17 protein-coding genes are annotated in these 21084 nt (G+C 69.1%); 7 read left to right on the plus strand and 10 right to left on the minus strand.

The window, feature by feature from the left end; all coding sequences use genetic code 11:
• Positions 1-31: 31 nt before the first annotated feature.
• Positions 32-688 carry a hypothetical protein gene (locus ACIBL3_RS26865; RefSeq protein WP_396356343.1) on the plus strand — a complete coding sequence of 219 codons (657 nt, stop codon included), beginning with the start codon at positions 32-34 and terminating at the stop codon, positions 686-688.
• Positions 689-730: 42 nt separating this feature from the next.
• Here the strand turns inward: ACIBL3_RS26865 and ACIBL3_RS26870 are convergent, their stop codons facing one another.
• The 6 genes from ACIBL3_RS26870 to ACIBL3_RS26895 form a co-directional block, all read right to left on the minus strand.
• Entirely contained in the window at positions 731-2008 is a 1278-nt protein-coding gene (locus ACIBL3_RS26870) for a thymidine phosphorylase (protein ID WP_396356344.1), read from the minus strand.
• Positions 2005-2415, minus strand: coding sequence for a cytidine deaminase (locus tag ACIBL3_RS26875; RefSeq protein ID WP_396356345.1), 411 nt, complete (start codon positions 2413-2415; stop codon positions 2005-2007). The genes ACIBL3_RS26870 and ACIBL3_RS26875 overlap by 4 nt, the downstream gene beginning before the upstream one ends.
• A gap of 4 nt (positions 2416-2419) precedes the next feature.
• A complete protein-coding gene (locus ACIBL3_RS26880; protein ID WP_396356346.1) occupies positions 2420-3682 on the minus strand; it encodes an ABC transporter permease in 1263 nt (420 codons plus the stop codon).
• Positions 3679-4788, minus strand: a complete 1110-nt coding sequence (locus tag ACIBL3_RS26885) for an ABC transporter permease (RefSeq protein ID WP_396356347.1) — start codon at positions 4786-4788, stop codon at positions 3679-3681. Before ACIBL3_RS26885 ends, ACIBL3_RS26880 begins: the two co-directional genes overlap by 4 nt.
• Entirely contained in the window at positions 4788-6299 is a 1512-nt protein-coding gene (locus ACIBL3_RS26890; protein WP_396356348.1) for an ABC transporter ATP-binding protein, read from the minus strand. The genes ACIBL3_RS26885 and ACIBL3_RS26890 overlap by 1 nt, the downstream gene beginning before the upstream one ends.
• A gap of 115 nt (positions 6300-6414) precedes the next feature.
• Positions 6415-7470 (minus strand): BMP family protein, encoded by a 1056-nt coding sequence (locus tag ACIBL3_RS26895; RefSeq protein ID WP_396356349.1) that lies wholly within the window; start codon positions 7468-7470, stop codon positions 6415-6417.
• Positions 7471-7703: 233 nt separating this feature from the next.
• Between ACIBL3_RS26895 and ACIBL3_RS26900 the strand changes: the two genes are divergently transcribed.
• On the plus strand, positions 7704-8891 hold the full coding sequence (locus tag ACIBL3_RS26900; RefSeq protein ID WP_396356350.1) for an amidohydrolase: 1188 nt from the start codon (positions 7704-7706) through the stop codon (positions 8889-8891).
• A gap of 3 nt (positions 8892-8894) precedes the next feature.
• On the opposite strand, the gene ACIBL3_RS26905 is transcribed toward ACIBL3_RS26900, so the two are convergent.
• Entirely contained in the window at positions 8895-9569 is a 675-nt protein-coding gene (locus ACIBL3_RS26905; protein WP_396356351.1) for a hypothetical protein, read from the minus strand.
• A 289-nt stretch (positions 9570-9858) separates the two neighbouring features.
• Entirely contained in the window at positions 9859-11439 is a 1581-nt protein-coding gene (locus tag ACIBL3_RS26910; protein WP_396356352.1) for a methylmalonyl-CoA mutase, read from the minus strand.
• A 175-nt stretch (positions 11440-11614) separates the two neighbouring features.
• Between ACIBL3_RS26910 and ACIBL3_RS26915 the strand changes: the two genes are divergently transcribed.
• Both ACIBL3_RS26915 and ACIBL3_RS26920 read left to right on the plus strand, forming a co-directional pair.
• A complete protein-coding gene (locus ACIBL3_RS26915; RefSeq protein ID WP_396356353.1) occupies positions 11615-12982 on the plus strand; it encodes a hypothetical protein in 1368 nt (455 codons plus the stop codon).
• Complete coding sequence (locus ACIBL3_RS26920) at positions 12979-13695, plus strand: hypothetical protein (protein ID WP_396356355.1); 717 nt, start codon at positions 12979-12981, stop codon at positions 13693-13695. The genes ACIBL3_RS26915 and ACIBL3_RS26920 overlap by 4 nt, the downstream gene beginning before the upstream one ends.
• 4 nt (positions 13696-13699) lie before the next feature.
• Here ACIBL3_RS26920 and ACIBL3_RS26925 read toward each other — a convergent pair whose 3' ends face one another.
• Positions 13700-14464: a DUF4253 domain-containing protein gene (locus ACIBL3_RS26925; RefSeq protein ID WP_396356356.1), complete on the minus strand. Its 765-nt coding sequence runs from the start codon at positions 14462-14464 to the stop codon at positions 13700-13702.
• A 209-nt stretch (positions 14465-14673) separates the two neighbouring features.
• On the opposite strand from ACIBL3_RS26925, the gene ACIBL3_RS26930 reads away from it, so the two are divergent.
• The 3 genes from ACIBL3_RS26930 (at position 14674) to ACIBL3_RS26940 (ending at position 20027) form a co-directional block, all read left to right on the plus strand.
• Positions 14674-15798 (plus strand): glycosyltransferase family 4 protein, encoded by a 1125-nt coding sequence (locus ACIBL3_RS26930; protein ID WP_396356357.1) that lies wholly within the window; start codon positions 14674-14676, stop codon positions 15796-15798.
• Complete coding sequence (locus ACIBL3_RS26935) at positions 15795-16901, plus strand: glycosyltransferase (RefSeq protein WP_396356358.1); 1107 nt, start codon at positions 15795-15797, stop codon at positions 16899-16901. The genes ACIBL3_RS26930 and ACIBL3_RS26935 overlap by 4 nt, the downstream gene beginning before the upstream one ends.
• Positions 16902-17000: 99 nt before the next feature.
• The gene (locus ACIBL3_RS26940) at positions 17001-20027 is read left to right on the plus strand and encodes a choice-of-anchor D domain-containing protein (protein WP_396356359.1); all 3027 of its coding nucleotides are present in this window, start codon (positions 17001-17003) and stop codon (positions 20025-20027) included.
• A 248-nt stretch (positions 20028-20275) separates the two neighbouring features.
• Here the strand turns inward: ACIBL3_RS26940 and ACIBL3_RS26945 are convergent, their stop codons facing one another.
• Positions 20276-20638, minus strand: coding sequence for a hypothetical protein (locus ACIBL3_RS26945; RefSeq protein ID WP_396356360.1), 363 nt, complete (start codon positions 20636-20638; stop codon positions 20276-20278).
• Between the last annotated feature and the right edge of the window lie 446 nt (positions 20639-21084).

Consider the following 21084-nt stretch of genomic DNA (forward strand, 5'->3'; position numbering starts at 1 on the left):
TCTCGGGGCGAGAAGTCGGACGGAGACAACCGTGAAGCGGACTGCGCCAGGCGTTGCCGCTGTAGTGATCGCGCTCCTGCTCGGGCTGACCGGCTGCGGAAACGACGCCGGAGCGGTCGGCACGCTACAGACGCCCTCGGCAACCAAAGCTCCGGCAGCGGTGCGGGACGAGACCGCGAAGACCACGCTCGCCGGACTGGCTGTGCTGCCCCGCGGGTACGTCGCCGATCCGCGCAGCGCCAGTGGTGCGTTCACCTCGACCGTGTTCCTGGAGAGCTGGTCGGCCGACCCGGCGCTGGACCGGGCGCTGCTGCTCAACGCCGGGTTCGTCGAGGGGTACCGCGCGAGCCGGCTGAGCCCGGACAAGAAGAAGCAGTTCACCGTGCAACTGTTCCGGGCGGCGTCACCGGCGAAGGCGAAGACGCTGCAGCAGGGTTTCTGGAGCCAGGACACGCACGAGCGCCCGTTCGGCGTACCGAATGCTCTGAGTGACGCGCGGGTCGATTTCGACGGCGGCACCGGTCAGTCCGAGGCGGTCGCCCAGGTCAGCATCGTGGTCGGAGCGCTCGTCGCCGAGCTGACCGTCCGCCAAACCGGTGCCCTGGGCACCAACCCGCGTCCCGACACGGCCCTCCTCACCACGCTGGCGGCCCAGCAGAAGTCCCGCCTGACCGCCAAGTCCAGCTAGACGTCACCCAGCCCGGCGGGTGCACAGCGCTGACGCCCGGCGTCAGGCGGTGATGCGGTCGATGATCAGCGGGGCCGGTTCGTACGACGTGGAGACCTCGACCGCGTCGGTCAGGGACTCGAGGGCGCGGTCGAACCGAGCCGGGTCGTCGGTGTGGAGGGTGAGGAGCGGCTGGCCTTCGGTGACCTGGTCGCCGGGCTTGGCGTGCAACTCGACGCCCGCGACGGCGGACACCGGATCCTCCTTCCGGGCCCGTCCCGCGCCGAGGCGCCAGGCGGCGACGCCGACGGCCAGCGCGTCGAGCTTCGACAGGACTCCCGACGACGGCGCCGGTACGACGTGCTGCTCGGGCGCGACCGGGAGTTCCGCCGCCGGGTCGCCGCCCTGGGCCGCGATCATGGTGCGCCAGACGTCCATCGCCGTACCGTCGCGAAGCTTCTCGTGCGGGTCCACGTCCGTGACGCCCGCGGCCGCGAGCATCTCGGTGGCCAGCGCGACGGTGAGCTCGACGACGTCGGCCGGACCGCCGCCGGCCAGCACCTCGACCGACTCGCGGACCTCCAGGGCGTTGCCGGCGGTCAAGCCGAGCGGGACGGACATGTCGGTGAGCAGGGCAACCGTCTTCACTCCCGCGTCGGTGCCGAGCGCAACCATCGTCTCGGCCAGCTCGCGGGCGTCGGCGAGCTCCTTCATGAAGGCGCCGGAGCCGACCTTCACGTCCAGCACCAGGGCGCCGGTGCCCTCGGCGATCTTCTTGCTCATGATCGAGCTGGCGATCAGCGGGATCGCCTCGACCGTGCCGGTCACGTCCCGCAGCGCGTAGAGCTTCTTGTCGGCCGGCGCCAGCCCGTCACCGGCCGCGCAGATGACCGCGCCGACCTCCTCCAGCTGGCGCATCAGCTCCTCGTTGGACAGCGCGGCACACCACCCCGGGATTGACTCCAGCTTGTCCAGCGTCCCGCCGGTGTGGCCGAGACCGCGCCCGGACAACTGCGGTACGGCGACCCCGCAAGCCGCCACCACCGGCGCCAGCGGCAACGTGATCTTGTCGCCCACACCACCGGTCGAGTGCTTGTCGGCGGTCGGCCGGGACAGCCGGGCGAAGTCCATCCGCTCGCCGGACGCGATCATCGCCGCGGTCCAGCGGGCGATCTCGCGGCGGTTCATCCCGTTCAGCAGGATCGCCATCGCCAGCGCGGACATCTGCTCGTCGGCGACGTCGCCGCGGGTGTAGGCGTCGATCACCCAGTCGATCTGGCCGTCGCTCAGCTCACCGCGGTCCCGCTTGGCGCGGATCACGTCGACAGCGTCGAAGCTCACTTCTCCTCCTCCAGGGCCTCCGGCCCGAACGCGTCCGGGAGCAGCTCGCGCAGCGGCCGGATCCCCTTTGTTGTCTCGAGCAACAGTGCGGGACCGCCGTGCTCGTGCAGCAGCTGACGGCACCGGCCGCACGGGGCCAGCAGCTCGCCGTGCCCGTTCACGCAGGTGAACGCGACCAGGCGGCCGCCACCGGTGTTCATCAGCTCCGAGACCAGCCCGCACTCGGCGCACAGCCCCAACCCGTACGACGCGTTCTCGACGTTGCAGCCGGTCACCACCCGGCCGTCGTCGACGAGCGCCGCGGCGCCGACCGGGAAGTGCGAGTACGGCGCGTACGCCCGGCCCATCGCCTCGACCGCCGCCGACCGCAGAGCCGGCCAGTCGACGGTCGAAGCTTCGCCCGGCACAGCGCTAACCTGCCTGACCGCGTCGATATCGGAGCCCGTCGGCAGCCGGCATCCGGAGCCGCTGGGTCGCCAGCGCGAGCACCAGCAGAGTCGTCACGTACGGCGTCATCCGGGTGAAGTCGGCCGGGACCGCGTCGGTGGTGAAGAACCAGATCGCGAACGCGACCGCGAGCACCAGCGAGGTGGCCGCGGCGAGCTTGAGCCCCCGGCGGTACTGCAGCACGGCGACGCCGATCAGGATGATCGCGACGATGATCAGCAGCGCGTGCACCGCCTCGCCACCCGCCCGGAGCTGGAGCGCGTCGGTGTAGCCGAACAGCGCCGACCCCATCACCAGGCCGCCCGGGCGCCAGTTGCCGAAGATCATCGCGGCCAGGCCGATGTAGCCCCGGCCACCGGTCTGCCCGTTCTGGTAGATCCCGGACGAGACCAGCGCGATGAACGCGCCGCCCGCGCCGGCGATCGCACCGGAGGTCAGGACGGCGATGAACTTGTAGCGGTAGACGTTGACGCCCAGGGTCTCGGCCGCGACCGGGCTCTCACCACAGGACCGCAGTCGCAGGCCGAACGCCGTACGCCACAACAGCAGCGCACTGCCGACGATGAACACGACCGCGAGGATCGTCATGGTGGACAGCTCCGTGGTCACCGCGGCCACCAGCGAGGCAAGGTCGGAGACGATGAACCAGTGCTTGTTCTGGAGGTCGATCATCGCCTCCGAGACGCCGGGAATCGTGATCGACAGCGGCGCGTCGATCGGTGGCGACTGGGTCGGACCGCCACCCTGCAGCCCGGAGAACCAGGTGTCGGCCAGGAAGGCGGCGACGCCGACCGCGATGATGTTGATCGCCACACCGGACACGATGTGGTCGACCCCGAAGGTCACTGTCGCCAGCGCGTGCAGCGCGGCACCGAGCAGGCCGAAGATCATCGCGCCGACGACGCCGGTCCACGGGCCGTACCAGTAGCCGAAGTACCCGGCGCCGATGGTGCCGAGGATCATCATGCCCTCGAGACCGATGTTGACCACGCCGGCCCGCTCGGACCACAGACCGGCCAGCGCGGCCAGGGCGATCGGGACCGTGGCGTTGACCGCCTCGCGCATGGTGCCGGCCGAGTCCACCTCGTTCGCCCCGGTCAGCACCCGGACCGCGGAGATCAGCGCCAGACCGATGAGCAGCCAGATCCAGATGCTGATCCGGCGCCGCGGCACGAGTGCCTCGGACGGAGCTCCGGCCGGCCGGAGCTCTTCGGGTGCCATCGTCATCGGGTCGCCTCCGGGGTCGCCTCGGACGGGGCCGAGCTACTGAGTTCCGCTGCCACCTGCCGTTGCTCCAGCGCGTTGCGGTACCGGCGGACCACCTCGTAGGCGATGACGACGGCGAGCACGATCACGCCCTGGCTGATCGCCACGATGTCCGGCGACACCCGGGCGTTGATCTCGAGCAGGTTGCTCTGCTCGGTCAGGTAGGAGAACAGCAACGCGCCGAACGCGATACCGATCGGGTTGTTCCGGCCGAGCAGTGCGACCGCGATCCCGGCGAAGCCGATCCCGGCCTGGAACGTGGTGCCGTAGCTGTGCGAGCTGCCGAACAGCAGTGGCAATCCGATCAGGCCGGCGACGGCGCCGGAGATCATCAGCGAGACGACCACCATCCGCCGTACGTCGATGCCGCTGGCAACGGCCGCGCTGGCCGACGTGCCGGTGGCCCGGAGGTTGAAGCCGAACTTCGACCGGTTCAGCAGGACGGCGTACCCGATGCCGGCGAGCACGGCCACCAGCGACAGGCCGAGCAACTCGTTCGGGGCCCCGGGCAACAGCGGGATGCCGGGCACCCAGCTGTCCCGCGGGAGCTCCTCGGTGGCCAGGTTGCTGCCGGTGGTGACACCGACCTGGCGCAACAGGTACGCCGTGAGCGAGGCGGCGATCGCGTTCAGCATGATCGTCGAGATCACCTCGCTGACGCCGCGGGTGACCTTCAGCAGACCGGCGATCGAGGCCCAGGCGGCGCCGACCAGCATCGCCAGCAGGATCGCGACGATCACGTTGAGCGGCCCGGGCAGCCAGCCCTGGGCGGCGAACACGGCCGCGGTGAACACGGCCACCCGGTACTGCCCCTCGACCCCGATGTTGAACAGGTTCATCCGGAACCCGATCGCGGCCGCCAGGCCGGACAGGTAGAGGATCGAGGCGTTGTTCAGGATGTTGATGACGTTGCGCTCGGCCGGTGCCGAGAAGATCGTGCTGAGGAAGCCGGAGACCGAGCTCCCGGCCGCCACCAGGACCAAACAGGTGATCACCAGGGCGACGGCGATCGCGAGCACCGGCGCGGCGAGCGCCAGGCCGATCCGGCGCAGGTCGAGCTTGCCCATCACTCCTCTTCTCCGGCACCGGTCATCGCGGAGCCGAGCTGCTCCGGGGTGACCGTGTCAGGGTCGAACTCGCCGACCAGCTTGCCGCGCAGGATGACCTGGATCTGGTCCGACAGGCCGATCAGCTCGTCCAGGTCGGCGGAGATCAGCAGCACCGCCAGTCCCTGCCGCCGGGCCTCCCGGATGTGGTCCCAGATCGCGGCCTGGGCGCCGACGTCAACACCCCGGGTGGGGTGGGACGCGATCAGCAGCACCGGGTCGCCGCTCATCTCACGGCCGACGATGAACTTCTGCTGGTTACCGCCGGACAGCGCCCGGGCGGTGGTCTCGATCGACGGCGTCCGGACGTCGAATTTCTCGACGATGCGCTCGCTGTCCTTCCGGGCCCCGGTCCGGTTGATCCACGGTCCGCGCACGCTCGGCGACCGGTCCTGGTGACCGAGGATCCGGTTCTCCCACAGCGGGAAGTCCAGCAGCAGGCCATGCCGGTGGCGGTCCTCCGGGATGTACCCGAGGCCGGCGTTGCGGCGCTCCGCGGTGCTCCACGCGGTGATGTCCTTCTCGCCGAGCAGGACCCGCCCGGACGTGGCCGGACGCATCCCCATGATCAGCTCGACGAGCTCGGTCTGACCGTTGCCCTCGACCCCGGCGACGCCGAGCACCTCGCCGCGGTGGATCCGCAGGGACACGTCGTCCAGCAGGCTCCGCTCGCCGGCGCCGGCCAGCGTCACGTTCTCGATCGTGAGCTGGACGTCCTCGGTGACGGTCGACTCCTCGGTGCTCGGCGACGGCAGTTCGGCGCCCACCATCAGCTCGGCCAACTGCCGCGCGGTGACATCCTTCGGGTGCACCGACGCGACGGTCGTGCCGCGCCGCATCACCGTGATGTCGTCGGCGACCGCGAGCACCTCGTCCAGCTTGTGCGAGATGAACAGCAGGGTGTAGCCCTCGGCCTTGAGCCCGCGCAGGTTGCCGAACAGCGCGTCGACCTCCTGCGGCACCAAGACGGCGGTCGGCTCGTCCAGGATGATGATCCTGGCGCCGCGGTACAGAACCTTGAGGATCTCGATCCGTTGCCGCTGGCCCACACCGAGGTCCTCGACCAGGTGATCCGGCGACAGGCCGAAACCGTACGCGTCGGACAACTCCTTGATCTTGGCCCGGGCCTTGTCGCCGATGCCGTACAGCGTCTCGGCGCCGAGGACGACGTTCTCCAGCACGGTGAGGTTGTCGGCCAGCATGAAGTGCTGGAAGACCATGCCGACACCTTGTTTGATGGCGTCGGCCGGTGAGTGCAGGACGACCTGGTCGCCGTTGATCTCGATCGACCCGTCGTCCGGCTTCTGCACGCCGTACAGGATCTTCATCAACGTCGACTTGCCGGCGCCGTTCTCCCCCACCAGGGCGTGCACGGTGCCGGAACGTACGTCGATGTCCACGTCGTGATTGGCCACCACGCCGGGAAAACTCTTGCCGATTCCCCTCAGCCGGACGGCCATCGTCTGAGTCATGGTGTCGATGTCGCACGCTCCCAGATCTGCGCGGCGACCCCGTTGTCGCCGGACGAGCTTCGGGCTCGGGCCAGAACGCTACCGCGTCGCCGGCCCGAGCCCGAGATTTCAGTCGTCAGAGTTTCGACGGCGCCTTCAGCTCACCGGACACGAGCTTGGCCTTGTACTCGTCGATCTGCGCGGTGATGTCGTCGAGGTAACCGCCGCTGGTGGCGTACCCGACCCCGTCCCGCTTGATGTCGTACAGGTCGTAGCCGGCCTTCGCCGTACCGTCCTTGAACGCCTTCACGAAGTCGAACACCGCGACGTCGACCTTCTTCAGCGACGACGTCAGGATGTGCTTCTGCTGCTCCGGGGTCGCGGTCTGGTACTGGTCGGCGTCGACCCCGATCGCCCAGGTGCCATCCGGCTTCGTGGCGGCTACGTCGAACAGGCCGCCACCGGACAGGCCGGCGGCGTGGAAGACGACGTCCGAACCGGCGTCGTACAGCGCGGTGGCGGCGGTCTTGCCACCGGCCGGGTTCGCGAACGCGGTCGCGTCGGCCTTGTCGGACAGCCACTTCATGTCGACCGTGATGCTCGGGTCGACCGCCTTCACCCCGGCCTGGTAGCCGGCCGCGAACGGGTCGATGATCGGACCCCGGACACCGCCGATGAAGCCGACCTTCTTGGCCTTCGACTTCAGCGCCGCGGCGACACCGACCAGGAACGAGCCCTGCTCGACCGAGAACACCAGGTTGGTGATGTTCGGCCCCTCACCGAAGCCGTCCACGATCGCGAACTTGATGTCCGGGTACTCCTTGGAGACCTTGTTGACCTCTTCGGTGTAGACGAAGCCCACCGCCACGATCGGGTTGTAGCCGGCCTCGGCCAGCGTGCGCAGCCGCTCTTCCTTCGCGGAGTCGGGCTCGTCGAGCGCGGCCTCGGACTCCTCACAGGTGGCGTCCAGCTCGTCCAGCGTCTTCTTGACACCCGCCGCAGCGAGGTCGTTGAAGGACTTGTCGCCGCGACCGCCGATGTCGTAGGCCAGGCCGACCTTGGGTCCCGCCCCCGACTTGTCGGCGCACAGCTCGTCGCTCGTGGCGGCGCCCGTCTCTTCCTTCTTCGCGCAGCCCGCCACCACCAGCGCCACGGTGGCGGCAAGTGCCACCAGCTTCGTCGTGTGCCGCAAGATGCCTCCTCGTTCCAGACCGCCCCGTGCAGGCGTTCGCAGCGACACCATAGACCCGGGCAAACCGCGCAGCCACTGACAATGCGTGACTGAAATGCTCGTTACTCAATCGTAGTTTCCGCCGTGACGCTCCGCCAGATTGCCAACGCGCCGGGTGAGCTGGGCCTGACCGGATCGGTCCGGTCTCGGAGCCTGGGACCGGCGTCTCGCGGTGCAAATGCGAGAATCGCGCAATGACGATTTCGCAGCAGGTGCTGCTCAGCGATCTGCAGAGCCGGGTCGCCGCGGTCCGGGACGAGATCGTGACGGTACGTCGCGATCTGCACGCCCACCCGGAACTCGGCTGGCACGAGGTGCGGACAACCGAGCTGATCCGGCAGCGGCTGGTGGACGCCGGGCTTTCCCCGCAGGTGCTGCCGACCGGGACCGGACTGATCTGCGACATCGGTTCCGGCGACACCTGCGTGGCCCTGCGGGCCGACATCGACGCGCTTCCGGTCACGGACGGTAGCGACGCGCCCTGTCGTTCCACCTACGAGGGTGTGGCCCACGCCTGCGGTCACGACGTCCACACCGCGGTCCTGCTCGGCACCGCCGTGGTCCTCGCCCAGATGGCGGCCGACGGCCTGCTGAACCACCGGGTCCGGCTGATCTTCCAGCCCGCCGAGGAGGTCATGCCCGGCGGCGCGCTCGGCGTGATCGCGGCCGGCGGGATGGAAGGGGTACGGCGGATCTACGGCCTGCACTGCGATCCGCGGCTCCCGGTCGGTCAGGTCGGCCTCCGGGTCGGCGCCCTGACCGCCGCCTCCGACCGGGTCCTGGTCCGGCTGACCGGCGCCGGCGGCCACACCTCCCGGCCGCACCTGACCGGCGACCTCGTCTACGCGCTCGCCACCCTGGTCACCGAGATGCCGGCTGCCCTGTCCCGCCGGGTCGACCCGCGGGCCGGGATGTCACTCGTCTGGGGCCGGATCACCGCAGGCTCGGCCGCGAACGCGATCCCGTCCCGCGGCGAGGCCGAGGGCACGCTGCGCTGCCTGGACGTGAACGCCTGGAAGCTGGCCGCCGACTTGATTCCCACGCTGGCCGGGCAGCTGATCGCGCCGTACGGCGTGGAAGTCAGCACCGAGGTCACGCATGGCGTGCCGCCGGTGATGAACGACGCGGACACGATCGGCGTCCTGCAGCGGGCGGTCGAGTTGTCAGTCGGGCCCGATGCGGTGGCTCCGACGGATCAGAGCCTCGGCGGCGAGGACTTCGCCTGGTACCTGGAGCACGTTCCGGGCGCGATGGCCCGGCTCGGGGTGCGCTCGCCCGACGTGGAGGACGCAGCCGACCTGCACACGCCCGGGTTCACCCCGGACGAGGACGCCATCGCCGTCGGGATGACGGTGCTGGCGTCCTGCGCCCTGCTGGACTGAGGGTCAGCGGTTCGGGACCTGGACCTCGACGACCGGGACGTTGATCGTGGTGGAGCGGGTCAGCGACGCCGTACCGGTCTGCGGGCCGGTGCCGTCGTTACCGGTCCAGTTGGCCGTCCAGGTGACGGTCGCGGTCACCGGCCAGCCCGCGTTCGCCCGGTCGAAGGTCACCGTGCAGGCGTTGGCGTCGGACTTGCCCGCGCCGTACGCGTACTTGGCCTGAGCGACCGGGCAGGTGTTGGATCCGGCCACCGAGGTGATCGACACGTCACTCGACCTCGCGACCAGCGTCATGTTCACCGGCGTCCCTGGAACCGACGCGGTCAGCGTCAGCGTGCCGTCGTCGGCCAGCGAGTTGCCCGGGTTGGTCACCCAGAACCAGGTCGGCAGGTTCACCACGGTCGCGGCGTTGGTCCCGGTCATCTTCGGGTTGCGGTCCAGCGTCGGCGCGAGGATCTGCTGCTGCGCCTCGTCCCACAGCGTCTCGGCGAGGTCCTCGACCGCAATCAGCGGCTCCGGGACCTGACCGGGCAGGAAGGCCCGGTAGGCGAGCCAGATCCGCTGGCCGTACGCCGTGCCACCGAGGCTGGTGTAGCCCGTCAGGCTCGGGTCCACGCCTTCCTGGCATTCCACCTTGTACCAGCGGTAGGCCTTACCGGCCTTCGACTCCGCGGTCACCCGGTCCATCTCCGCCCCGGACGGGCGGGCCAGGTTGCCCGGGCCGGCGTGACCCTGCAGCGGTCGACGTGGACAAGGCCGGGAACATGGTGGTCACACTCTGTGACGGGGTGCCGGACTCCTGCGAGAGCGGTGGGAGACCGCCGGTGTCGTCGCCACCGCCGCAACCGCCCAGCAGTACGGCGGTCAGCAGCGCGGTGACACCCCCGTAGACACGACGCATCGGCAGCCCTCTCTCGACCGGCAGTCGCCCAACGCTAGCGGCCGAGCGGTCCAGACCGGGCGAGAATCAGAAGGTGTCGGCCGGCACGTACACGCCCCACACGTCGCGCAGGGCGTTGCACACCTCACCCACCGTGGCCCGGGCCCGCAGCGCCTTCTTCATCGGGTAGAGGCAGTTCTCCGACCCCCGAGCCGCCGCCTGGAGCTCGGCCAGCGCCTCGTCCACGCCCGCCTGGTCCCGCTCGGCCCGGAGCTTGGCCAGCCGCTCGACCTGCTGGGCCTCGATGGCCGGATCCACCCGGAGCGGCTCGTACGGCTCTTCCTCGGCGATCTTGAACTTGTTCATCCCGACCACAACGCGCTCGGTCGAGTCGATCTCCTGCGCGATGTGGTACGCCGACCGCTCGATCTCCTGCTTCTGGAAGCCCTTCTCGATCGCCGCGACCGCGCCGCCGTACTCCTGGACCTGCTCCATCAGCTCGAGCGCGGCTGCCTCCACCTCGTCGGTGAGCGACTCGACGACGTACGAACCGGCGAACGGGTCGACCGTCGCGGTCACATCGGTCTCGTAGGCGAGCACCTGCTGGGTGCGCAGCGCGAGCCGGGCCGCCTTCTCGGTGGGCAGCGCGATGGCTTCGTCGTACGAGTTGGTGTGCAGGGACTGCGTTCCACCGAGTACGGCGGCCAGGCCCTGGATCGCCACCCGGACCAGGTTGACCTCGGGCTGCTGCGCGGTGAGCTGGACGCCGGCGGTCTGGGTGTGGAACCGCAGCATCATCGACTTGGGGTTCTTCGCGCCGAACTCGTCGCGCATCACCCGGGCCCAGATCCGGCGGGCGGCGCGGAACTTCGCGACCTCTTCGAGCAACGTGGTCCGGGCGACGAAGAAGAACGACAACCGGGGTGCGAACTCGTCCACGTCCAGGCCGGACTCGACCGCGGCCCGGACGTACTCGATCCCGTCCGCCAGCGTGAACGCGATCTCCTGCGCGGGCGTGGCTCCGGCCTCGGCCATGTGGTAGCCGGAGATCGAGATCGTGTTCCAGCGCGGCAGCTCCGCCTTGCAGTACGCGAAGATGTCGCTGATCAGCCGCAGCGACTCCTTCGGCGGGTAGATGTAGGTGCCGCGGGCGATGTACTCCTTCAGTACGTCGTTCTGGATCGTGCCGGTGAGCTTGTCGCCGGGGACCCCCTGTTCCTCGGCGACCAATTGGTAGAGCAGCAGGAGCACCGAGCCGGGCGCGTTGATCGTCATCGAGGTGGACACCTGGTCCAGCGGGATCCGGTCGAACAGCACCCGCATGTCGTCGATCGAGTCGATCGCCACCCCGACCTTGCCGACCTCGCCGTGCGCGATCGGGGCGTCGGAGTCGTAGCCCATCTGGGTGGGCAGGTCGAACGCGACCGACAGGCCCATCGTGCCGTGCTCGATCAGCTGGTGATACCGCTGGTTCGACTCGGCCGCCGTACCGAAACCGGCGTACTGACGCATCGTCCAGGGCCGCTCGGTGTACATCGTCGGGTAGACCCCGCGGGTGAACGGGAACCGCCCGGGCTCCCCCAGTTTCGCGTCCGCCGCGAACCCGTCCAGCGCCTCCGGGCCGTACACCGGCGCGACCTCGAACCCCGACTCACTCCGACGACTCATCCCCCAACGGTAGGCCGAACCACACCCGCACTGGTATGCACCGCCTGGGTGACATCGCGCACGCGGCGCGTGGGCTCCGACACAGTCGTCCGGTCGATTTGGCCGTCGGGTGAATTCCTTCTAGGCTGACCCGGCTTCGGGGGAAGGACTTTCCGCCGAACCCCGGAGTACTCGAATGCGTGCGCGTGGACTGGCCCTCGGTGGCCTCGCCCTGATCACTCTGTCCGCTGTCGGTGTGGTGATCGCCGACCCCAGCTCGGCCGACGAGCCGGTGCTTGCGAAGAGCGTCGGGACCCAGCTGCCGGTGCAGGATCTCCGCGCGATGGAGCTGGACGAGGCCCGCGGCAGGCTCTATCTCGCCCAAGGCGCCGGGAGCGAACTCCCGCTCGTCGTGACCGATCTGGACGGCGTACTGCAAACCAAGGTCGCGGCCGTGACCGGCGCCTCCGACGTGATCCTCAGCGCCGACCGTCAGCAGCTCCTCGTCACCCACGACTACGATCGGGTGACCGCCCTGGACGCGGACACTTTGGTGCCCTCGGCAACGTACGACGCTCCACCCGGCGCCTGCGTCTACGCCGCCGAACCGACCGGGGGCAAGGTCGTCGCCGCCTTCCTCGACTGCGGCACCGGCAAGTCCGGCCTGCTGATCTGGTCCGCGCCCGGAACGACCCCGATCGTCTACACCGACGGGCCCGACTACCACCCGATCATCTCCGGCGCCGCCAACGGCCTCCTGGTCGCCGGGGACACCGGGATCTCGCCGGTCACGACGTACGTCATCGACGTCTCGGGCGCGACACCGGCGATCGTCGGGCGACGCGAGAAGACCGGGGAGAATCTCATCGACTACACGGTCAGCCCCGACGGGACCGAGGTCATCGAGACGACCGGCTACCCGTACGAGCACCACTCGTACAAGCTGCCGGACCTCGCCGATTCCACCACCTACCCGAGCGGCGTCTACCCGGCCGACGCGGCGTGGTCCGCCGACGGCTCCACGGTCGCGGTGGCTCGTTCGAGCACCGGCTCCAACGACGCCGACGTCCTCTTCTACGCCAAGGGCAGCACCACCCCGACGTACGCGGTGGACTTCCGGCGCAGCGACGAGATCTGGAAGGGCACGCTGCTGCTGAACTCCGCCGGCACCCGGGCGTGGGCGATCACGTACGACGACACGTACCAGAACGTCCAGCTGCTGCACTCGTTCGGCCCATCCCACACTCCGAAGGCACCGGTCACCGACATCAACGTCACGGCACGGACCGGTTCGGGCAAGGAGAAGTCGACCGCCTACGTCACCGTCACCTGGACCTCGCCGATGTCCCGCCCGGGCAGCTCCACCAACCAGCAGTTCCTCCAGCTCTTCGCCACTCCGGCGGGCTCGACGCCCCGCTCGATCGGCAACCCCGAGCTGACCTCCGCAGGCACCTTCACCGCCACGTACGCCCTGCCCCGCGGCACCACCACGTTCACCGCCCAGTACAAAGACTTCGAGAACTGGTACCCCGCAGCGACCGTCACCACTACCCTCAGCCGATGACGATGCGTCGCCTGATCCTGGGCAGCTTGGCACTTCTCACGATTGCCGTTGGCATCACCGGCTGCTCGAGGGCTCCGGAGCGCCCGATGACCACCAAGCCGGACCAGCTGTTCATCAGTTATCAGCGGCACGGGCCGTCGGGGTACATGGACCAGGTTCTGACGATCCTCAACAAAGGCCCGTCCGCCGCCGCCCCGACCCTGGAGATCACGCCTTTGGACAGCACCGGGGCACCGGTGCCGGGCATCACCGTGCGGACGGCCTACGGAACGGATCGGGGCAAGGTGGTCGTCTCGTCCCAGGGAGAGGGTTTCGACGTTCTCGCCTTCAGCGGTGCCGACGTCGCCCGACTGGCCGACGTCCGGGTGAAGGTTCGGGACGTGGTCCCCGTGAACTACGTCATCCCGATCGAGGTCGCCGATCCGCAGGCCATGAACGGGTACCGGCGCCCGACGACGAAGTTCGGTCCGTTCACCGCCGTCGAGGTGCGAAATCTGAACACCGAGGACATCACCGTCGGGATCGTCTGCATCCACTGGAACCAACCACCCGACGGACAACCACAACAGGCCCTGGCGGCGACCGAGCTTGGCGTCATGACGATCCCCACCCTGCAGACTGTGACCACTCCGCTGTCCAAGTCCGCCCAACAGGCGGCGAGCCAAGACTGCGGCAGCCTGAAGGCCTACCTCGCCATTCCACCAGGTTCCTGACGAATCAATCCCACCAGAAGGACCAGGAATTCACCCCGAGGATCGCTGCGGCGTACTCACGAAGACTTCCTGGTCCTTGCTCCACGTTGTCCGGGCAGAACATCAGGTGCTCGGCCGCGACCTGGACCGCGTGTTCAGGTGTCGTCGGCGGAGCGGCGACGCTGAGTTCGAGAGTGTCGAAGCCCAGGCCCACGAGTCGTACGCCGAAGCGGTCCTCCCAACTGCGCAGGATCGTCACCAGAGGTGCGACCTGGTTCGTGTGATTGGTCGGGCCAGTCCAGCCGACGACTGCCGGCACATCCGCGCCGCGGGCGGCAGGCGCGAGCATCAGACGCGGCGCGGCGCCGAGGTCGAGTTCGCCGGCGAACCAGTCGGCGACCTGCTGGGGCTCTGCCATCGGCGTCCCGGCGGCGGCCAGACCGGGGAACTCCCGGCCGAACGGCTCGAAGTCCGCGAGGCCGTCCTCGCCGAACAGCTCCTCCTCACCCTCGACCGGGAGTACGTCGGCCCAGAAGCCCCGCATCACCGTCAGAAGATCCAGCGCATCGGCGTCAGCCACGGATTCCGGCACGAGCCCGTCGATCCAGGGGTCCGCCGCGGTGATCACCGGCCACAGCCCGCTGCCGGGATGCGCCGCGAGCAGCCGGCGGTACAGGTCGAGGTCCGGCGAGGCGTCGCTCAGCCAGAACAGCTCCGGCCCGTCGGCCACCCTCACCAACCGGCCCGGCGGCAGATCTCCCGGCAGCGAGGCACTCAGGTCTACGGGCACGTCGGGACCTCGATCCGTTCTCGGTTGTGTCGCTCGCGAGGGTATCGGTGTGGGCGGACAGAAATCCCAGTGTTCGCACGGCACTAACGAACGGGCGCTTGGTGGCAACCTGAAGGACACTTCACGTCTCTGTACGCGTCGACAGGGAATCGACGCGGTGTCACGAGAGTGTCGCCGAGGGTTCATGCACGCTGGGGAACCTTCGGAGCGTGCGCATCGTGATGGTCGCTGAGTCCTTCCTGCCGCAGATCAATGGCGTGGCGAACACGGTTCGCCATGTCGCCGACCGGCTGCTCGCCCGCGGGCACGAGCTGCTGATCATTGCCGCCGGGCCCGGTCCCGACACCTACCGCGACGTGCCCGTGCTGCGGGCGCGGAGCTTCGGGATCCCGGGGTACAAGGAGTTTCCGGTCGGGCTGCCCGATCCCTCGATCGAGCGGGCGATGGCCGAGTTCCGGCCGGACCTGGTGCACCTGGCCTCGCCGTTCATCATCGGCGCCTACGGCCTGCGCAGCGCGCGGAAGCTCGGCCTGCCGACAGTCGCGATCTTCCAGACCGACATCGCCGGCTTCGCCCGCCAGTACCCCTGGTTCGCGGCCGCCGACCGCGGGGTCTGGCGTTGGGTACGGCGGGTGCACTCCCGCGCCGACCGCACGCTGGCGCCGTCCACTGCGTCGGTGCAGCAGCTCGTGCAGGGCGGCGTACCGCGGGTGCACCTGTGGGGCCGCGGCGTGAACCTCGACCTCTTCGATCCCAGCCACCGCGACGAGGCGTGGCGCCGGGAGATCTCTCCGGACGGCAAGCCGATCGTCGGGTACGTCGGCCGGCTGGCCGCGGAGAAGAAGGTACGGCGGCTCGCCGAGCTGACCGACCTGGACTGCCGGATCGTGGTCGTCGGCGACGGTCCGGACCGCGCCGCCCTGGAGCACTCCTTGCCCAACGCAACGTTCCTCGGGATGCGCCGCGGCGCCGACCTGGCGTCGATCTTCGCCGGGCTGGACGTGTTCGTGCACACCGGCGAGCACGAAACCTTCTGCCAAACCATCCAGGAGGCACAGGCCTCCGGGGTCGCAACAGTCGGCCCGGCGGCGGGCGGTCCACTCGACCTGATCCGTCCGGGTGCCAACGGCCTGCTGTTCGAGCCCGGCCAGCCGGGCTCGCTACGGAACGCGGTCAAGACCCTGCTCGACCACCCCACCGCCCGCGGCCGGATGGCTGCCAACGGCCTGGAACGGGTGCAGAGCCGGACCTGGCCGGCGGTGGTCGACGACCTTGTGGACCGGCACTACACCGAGGTCCTCCGCGAGGCGGCGGCCGTACGGCGGGCCGCATGACGCAACTGCGCATCGCCCAGCTGGCCAACTTCGTCGGACCGACCTCCGGTGGGATGCGGACCGCGATCGAGCACCTCGGCCAGGGGTACGCCGACGCCGGCGCCGAACGGATCGTGATCACCCCCGGCGAACGCGACACCGTGATCGAGACCGAGGCCGGCACCGTGATCCGGATGAAGGCGCCGAAGGTCGGCGGCGGCTACCGGCTGATCACCGACCCGTGGCGCGTCATCGAGATCCTCGAGCGCTTCCGGCCCACCACGGTGGAGATCTCGGACAAGTCGACGTTGTTGCCGGTGGCCCGCTGGGCGCGCAAGAACGACATCGGCGCGATCCTGTTCAGCCACGAGCGCCTGGACGCGATGCTCTCACTCCGCACCGGCCGCCAGCTCGGCGTTGCCGCCGGAGTCGGCGCCCTCTACAAGCTGCTCAGCCGCACGTACGACGCTGTCGTGGTGACGTCCCGCTACGCGGCGGCCGAGTTCGACGAGGTGACCACACCGCTGGTCCGGATCCCGCTCGGCGTCGACCTGGACACCTTCCACCCGTCATTGGCCGAGCCGGCGGATGACGGCGTACTCAAGCTGGTCCACGCGGGCCGCCTGTCCCGCGAGAAGAGCCCGCACCTGGCCGTCGCCACCGCCGCTGAGCTCCACCGCCGGGGCATTCGGATGCGAATGGACGTCTACGGCTCCGGCCCACACCTCGACGAGCTGATCGCGATCGCAGGCTCGGCCCCCGTCACCTTCCACGGGTACGTCGACGGCCGCCGTACCCTCGCCCGTCACCTGGCCGAAGCCGACCTCGCCCTGTCCGTCTGCCCCGGCGAAACCTTCGGCCTGGCCGTCCTGGAAGCCCTGGCCTCCGGCACCCCGGTCGTCACCGCCAACACCGGCGGCGCCCGCGAACTCGTCGACGAATCCTGCGGCCGCTGGGCCCCGGCGAACCCGTCCGACCTCGCCGACGCCACCCTCGCCCTGGCGCAACTCCCCGGCCGCCGCCCCGCCGCCCGCCGCCGAGCCGAACTCTACGACTGGCAGACCTGCGTAGACCGCATGCTCGCCCTCCACACCCGCCTGGCCCAATCCCGCCTCGCTGCATAAACCTGCAAGTAGGTTGCGGTCAGGCCCGGAATCGCGATATCTGTTTCCTTTCTCGCCGGTGTGTTCGGGGCGCGCCGGAATCCCCTGCCTGGAGATCCAATGCGCCGCGCCCGCAGATCCGCCCTGTTCCGCTATGCCCTCGCCGCAGCCCTAGCGGCCATCACCATCCCCTTCATAGCCCACGCCTCCTTCGGCGAAGAGTCCGCCACCACCCCCGTCGCCCAGGTCTTCCCGACCCGCCAGGGCATCGGCGTGACCTGGACCGACATCGACAACGCCACCGGCTACCGAGTCGAACGCAAACAGACCACCGACTGGCAAGACATCAGCGGCGCTCTGTCCGACGCGACGACCACCTGGATCGACGAGACGATCGCCCCCGGCGCCACCGCCGACTACCGCGTCGTCGCCACCTCCGACACCCCAACCACCAGCCCCGAGGTCAAAGCCACCCGCGCAGCCGAAGCCCCGACCGTCGGCGACATCGACGTACTGTCGCTCGACGCGAACCGCGGCCGGGGCACGACCTGGCTCCAGGACGAGACAGCGAGCCCGGTCACGGCCTCAGCGCCCGCCGACGGCGCACGCACCCTGACGGCCGGCTCACTGAAGGTGAAGCTGCCGGCCTTCGTCGCCGGTCCCGGGTACTACGACCTGCCGTCCCCGACTGCCGTCACGCTGTCGCAAGGCGACCGCAGTTGCACCTCGGCCGCGACGCTCCGCGTCACCGCGGTGACGTACACCGCGGACCTCCAACTCGAGACGCTCGCCGCCTGGCTGGCGGCGGGAACCTGTGCCGACGCCACCCCGGTCGCGTGGTTCGAGATCCGCTACAAGAGCGCGGTCGACTACCAGGCTCTCTCCGTGACGCCCGACACCCTGGACGCCGGCCAGGTGATGGTCGGGACCTCCAAGGACCTGACCCTGACGCTGAAGAACACCGGCAGCGAGCGGGTGCAGTTCGGCAACATGACGCTCAATACCGCCACCGCGCAGTTCAAGCTCACGCGGAACTGCGACCAGTACTTGCCGCCCGGCTCTTCATGCCTGCTCACGCTGACCTTCGAGCCGGAGAGAGCGGGCGATTTCGCGGCGAGGCTGACGATCGATGACTCCACCGCGCTGTCGTCGCACCAGGTGCTCATGACCGGAATCGGCACCTCCCTGCCGCCGGCTCCAGCCGCCCCGGGCGTCCCCCGAACCTACCGAGGTGTCACCGTCTCGTGGCCGACCTGGAAGACCGCCGGTGGCACCCCGGTCCGCGGTTACTACGTCCACCGGTACGTCGACGGCGCGGAGACCACGAAGTGGGTCGATGCCGATCCGAATCGCCCGACGATGTCGTGGAACGAGCTCGAGCCGACGGCTGGAACCGAATACGCGCTGTCGATCGTCAATGAGCTCGGTGACGGACCGGTCGGCCAACGCCGGGCGCTGCCTCGACCGACAGCGCAGATCGCCCTCACCGACAGGGTGTCGACCGAGCTGTTGGCAGCGAGTCTCGGCGGGTACGTCGTACAGCAGGATCTGGGCAACTCAGTCGAACCGAAGGGGCCCGTCGCTGCCGCGCCGGACGGACGGACGCTTGCATGGGTGGCGACCAGCTCCGACAAGTCGCTGTGGACGCAACGCGTCGAGCCGGGCGGTGTCGGTGAGCCGGTGAAGCTGTGGACACCCCAGGTGGCGATCACGCACCTGTCGTGGTCGCCGGACGGAACCCGGATCGCATTCCAGGCGCCGGAAAACGGGACCCCCTGTGTGTACGTGATCCCGGCCACTGGTGGGACCCCGGAGAAGGTCGCCTGCGACCTCGCGAGCCCGAGCTGGATGCCCGACGGCACCACCCTCGTCGTGGTCGACCGTCGATTCGACGGCGACGATCGGTTCACCCGGGTGCGGGCAGCGGCGGGCGGTGCACGGGTCGCCACCCTGCCGGCGCCGACAGCCGCCGCGGACGGGATGCCGGCGCGGGTCTCACCCGACGGCCGCAAGGTCGCATTCGGCGCCGGGGACACCGTGAAGTACGTCGACTTCAGCACGGACCAGGTGACGTCGAGCAAGCCACTGGAGGGGGCGATCCGCTCGCTCAGCTGGGACCCGGACAGCAGTGTCGTGGTCGCTGCGACGGGCGCGGGCGGCCTGTACCGCCTGGACAGCGAGATCCTGTACCTCACTCCGCTGGCGCTCCCGACCGGCTTGCTGCGCGGCGGCGACCTGGACCTGGCCTGGCAGCGGCTCGGCGTGACGATCGCGCCGACGCCGGCGGTCGTGGGCCGGGAGGCCTCGGTCGCGTTCGACGGCTCGGCGCTGCTCCCGGGGACGACGTTCACCTGCTCGGTCCACGGGAACACGGTCAGTCCGTGCCAGTCGCCGTACACCGCGCCGAACCTGAGCTCCGGGGACAACCTCGTGACGATCACTTCGACGGAGCCTGACGGCCGGGTCACCAAGGCGTACCGGATTCTGACCGCGGACACGACGGGACCGGTGGCGCGGATGGTGGCGCCGACTTATCAGTCTTCGGTGGCCGCGACGGCGAGCTTGGCGGTGTCGGCGACGGATGCCAATGGGGTTGCGTCGTACGACGTGCGCTACCGCCGGGCGACGTCTGCTGGGCCGTATGGCGACTATGTGCTGCCCTGGACGAATACGACTGATACGTCGATGAATCTCACGGTTGCGGCGGGGTACGAGTACTGCGTTTCGGTGCGGGCGAAGGACAAGCTCGGGAACGTCGGTCAGTGGAGTGCTGAGCGGTGTTTCTCGCGGCCGCTGGACGATCGGTCGTTGACGTTGGCCTCGACCGGCTGGACGCGGGCGACCGGGTCGACGTTCTACTACGGGACGACGACGCAGACGACGACGTACGGCAAGTCGCTGACACGGACCGTGCAGGGCAAGCGCTTCTTCCTGATCGCGACCCGCTGCCCGACCTGTGGTTCCGTCGCGGTGTACGCCGGGAACAAGTACCTGACCACTGTCAACCTCGCCTACCCGACCACCCACCGCCAGGTCGTCCTCGGCCTCCCGGTCCAAACCACCCTGTTCAGCGGCACCCTCAAATTCGTCAGTGCCTCAAGCGGCAAACTCATCCAAATCGACGGCCTGGCCGTCGGTCGAACCTGACTCGGCCCCGGACCGCCCCTCGATATGGGGCGGTCCGGCCAGGCATCCGGTCAGGTGGTCGGGAGTCGCTGCGATACCGCCAGGATCGGACATGAGGCCCCGCGCACAATGGTCAGATCGGTCCGCCAGCACCGATGGCCAGGTCAACTGTTAGCAGGGCCTGGACGCTCCTGTACCGGTGTTTGTTACACCGATAGCCATCGCCGGGGGTGGCGCATCCTCAGCGCCGACAACATCCCCCTGCCGATCTACGCCTGCAGGACCTTCTCCACGTCCTGGGAACGGTCACCATCAGCGTTGAACCGCAGCGAATGCGACGTGATCAGTTGCTGACCACGCTTCTCCACCAGCGTCCGCAGCAGGCCGTCCTCGTGATACGTCTGCGTCGTCACATTGCCGTTCGGCTTGGTGACCGTCGACCGCAGCCCACGCGGGTCGTAGGTGTAGCTCCACGTGTCCAGCGACCCGGTCGGCGACTCACCCGCCTTGACCGTGTCCACCAGGTTGCGGACATCCCACGTGTAGCCGGTATAGCGGCGCCGCGCCCACCCGGCCAGCGCCGACCGCTCCTCATCGGACAACACCACCGGATCAACCTTCGGGCTCGGCACCGCCACAGCCTACCAACCAACACAGAATTATTGACTCAAGACACTAGCGGCACGCTGGCTGGTCACAACGAAATGGAGCGTGTCGAACTCGTCGGCTCCCACGCAGGCGAAATGGGCAGGGAAATGTCCTAGCGCATGGCCGAACGCCGTTCACTACCGACGGCGACGCAGGCCTACAAGGTCGGCCACAGGCCAGAGTCGCCTGGCCCAGGCCAACCTGACATACAATCACCGAATTCAATAACACGTCGGCTCATGTGTCCTGATGTTCTTGTAGTTGTGATTATCTACCTAGCCCATGTCGCCGCCGTACCTGTTCACGAGAATCCGATACCTATTTTCTCCATCACCGAGCGCAGTCGCACATTCGGGCGAAGGGACCCAAGCGAGTTCCTGCGATACAAAAAAAACCCGAAGGAACCTTGTCCACTGACGTTGCCGTCAAC

Source organism: Kribbella sp. NPDC050124 (assembly GCF_044460355.1).
Lineage (GTDB): Bacteria > Actinomycetota > Actinomycetes > Propionibacteriales > Kribbellaceae > Kribbella.

Bases quoted from the DNA above. Each gene is read 5' to 3' on its own strand.
- ACIBL3_RS26920 (WP_396356355.1), top strand. From the start codon at position 12,979: ATGACGATGCGTCGCCTGATCCTGGGCAGCTTGGCACTTCTCACGATT.
- ACIBL3_RS26885 (WP_396356347.1), bottom strand. From the start codon at position 4,788: ATGGGCAAGCTCGACCTGCGCCGGATCGGCCTGGCGCTCGCCGCGCCG.
- ACIBL3_RS26890 (WP_396356348.1), bottom strand. From the start codon at position 6,299: ATGACTCAGACGATGGCCGTCCGGCTGAGGGGAATCGGCAAGAGTTTT.
- ACIBL3_RS26880 (WP_396356346.1), bottom strand. From the start codon at position 3,682: ATGACGATGGCACCCGAAGAGCTCCGGCCGGCCGGAGCTCCGTCCGAG.
- ACIBL3_RS26910 (WP_396356352.1), bottom strand. From the start codon at position 11,439: ATGAGTCGTCGGAGTGAGTCGGGGTTCGAGGTCGCGCCGGTGTACGGC.
- ACIBL3_RS26940 (WP_396356359.1), top strand. From the start codon at position 17,001: ATGCGCCGCGCCCGCAGATCCGCCCTGTTCCGCTATGCCCTCGCCGCA.
- ACIBL3_RS26915 (WP_396356353.1), top strand. From the start codon at position 11,615: ATGCGTGCGCGTGGACTGGCCCTCGGTGGCCTCGCCCTGATCACTCTG.
- ACIBL3_RS26900 (WP_396356350.1), top strand. From the start codon at position 7,704: ATGACGATTTCGCAGCAGGTGCTGCTCAGCGATCTGCAGAGCCGGGTC.
- ACIBL3_RS26935 (WP_396356358.1), top strand. From the start codon at position 15,795: ATGACGCAACTGCGCATCGCCCAGCTGGCCAACTTCGTCGGACCGACC.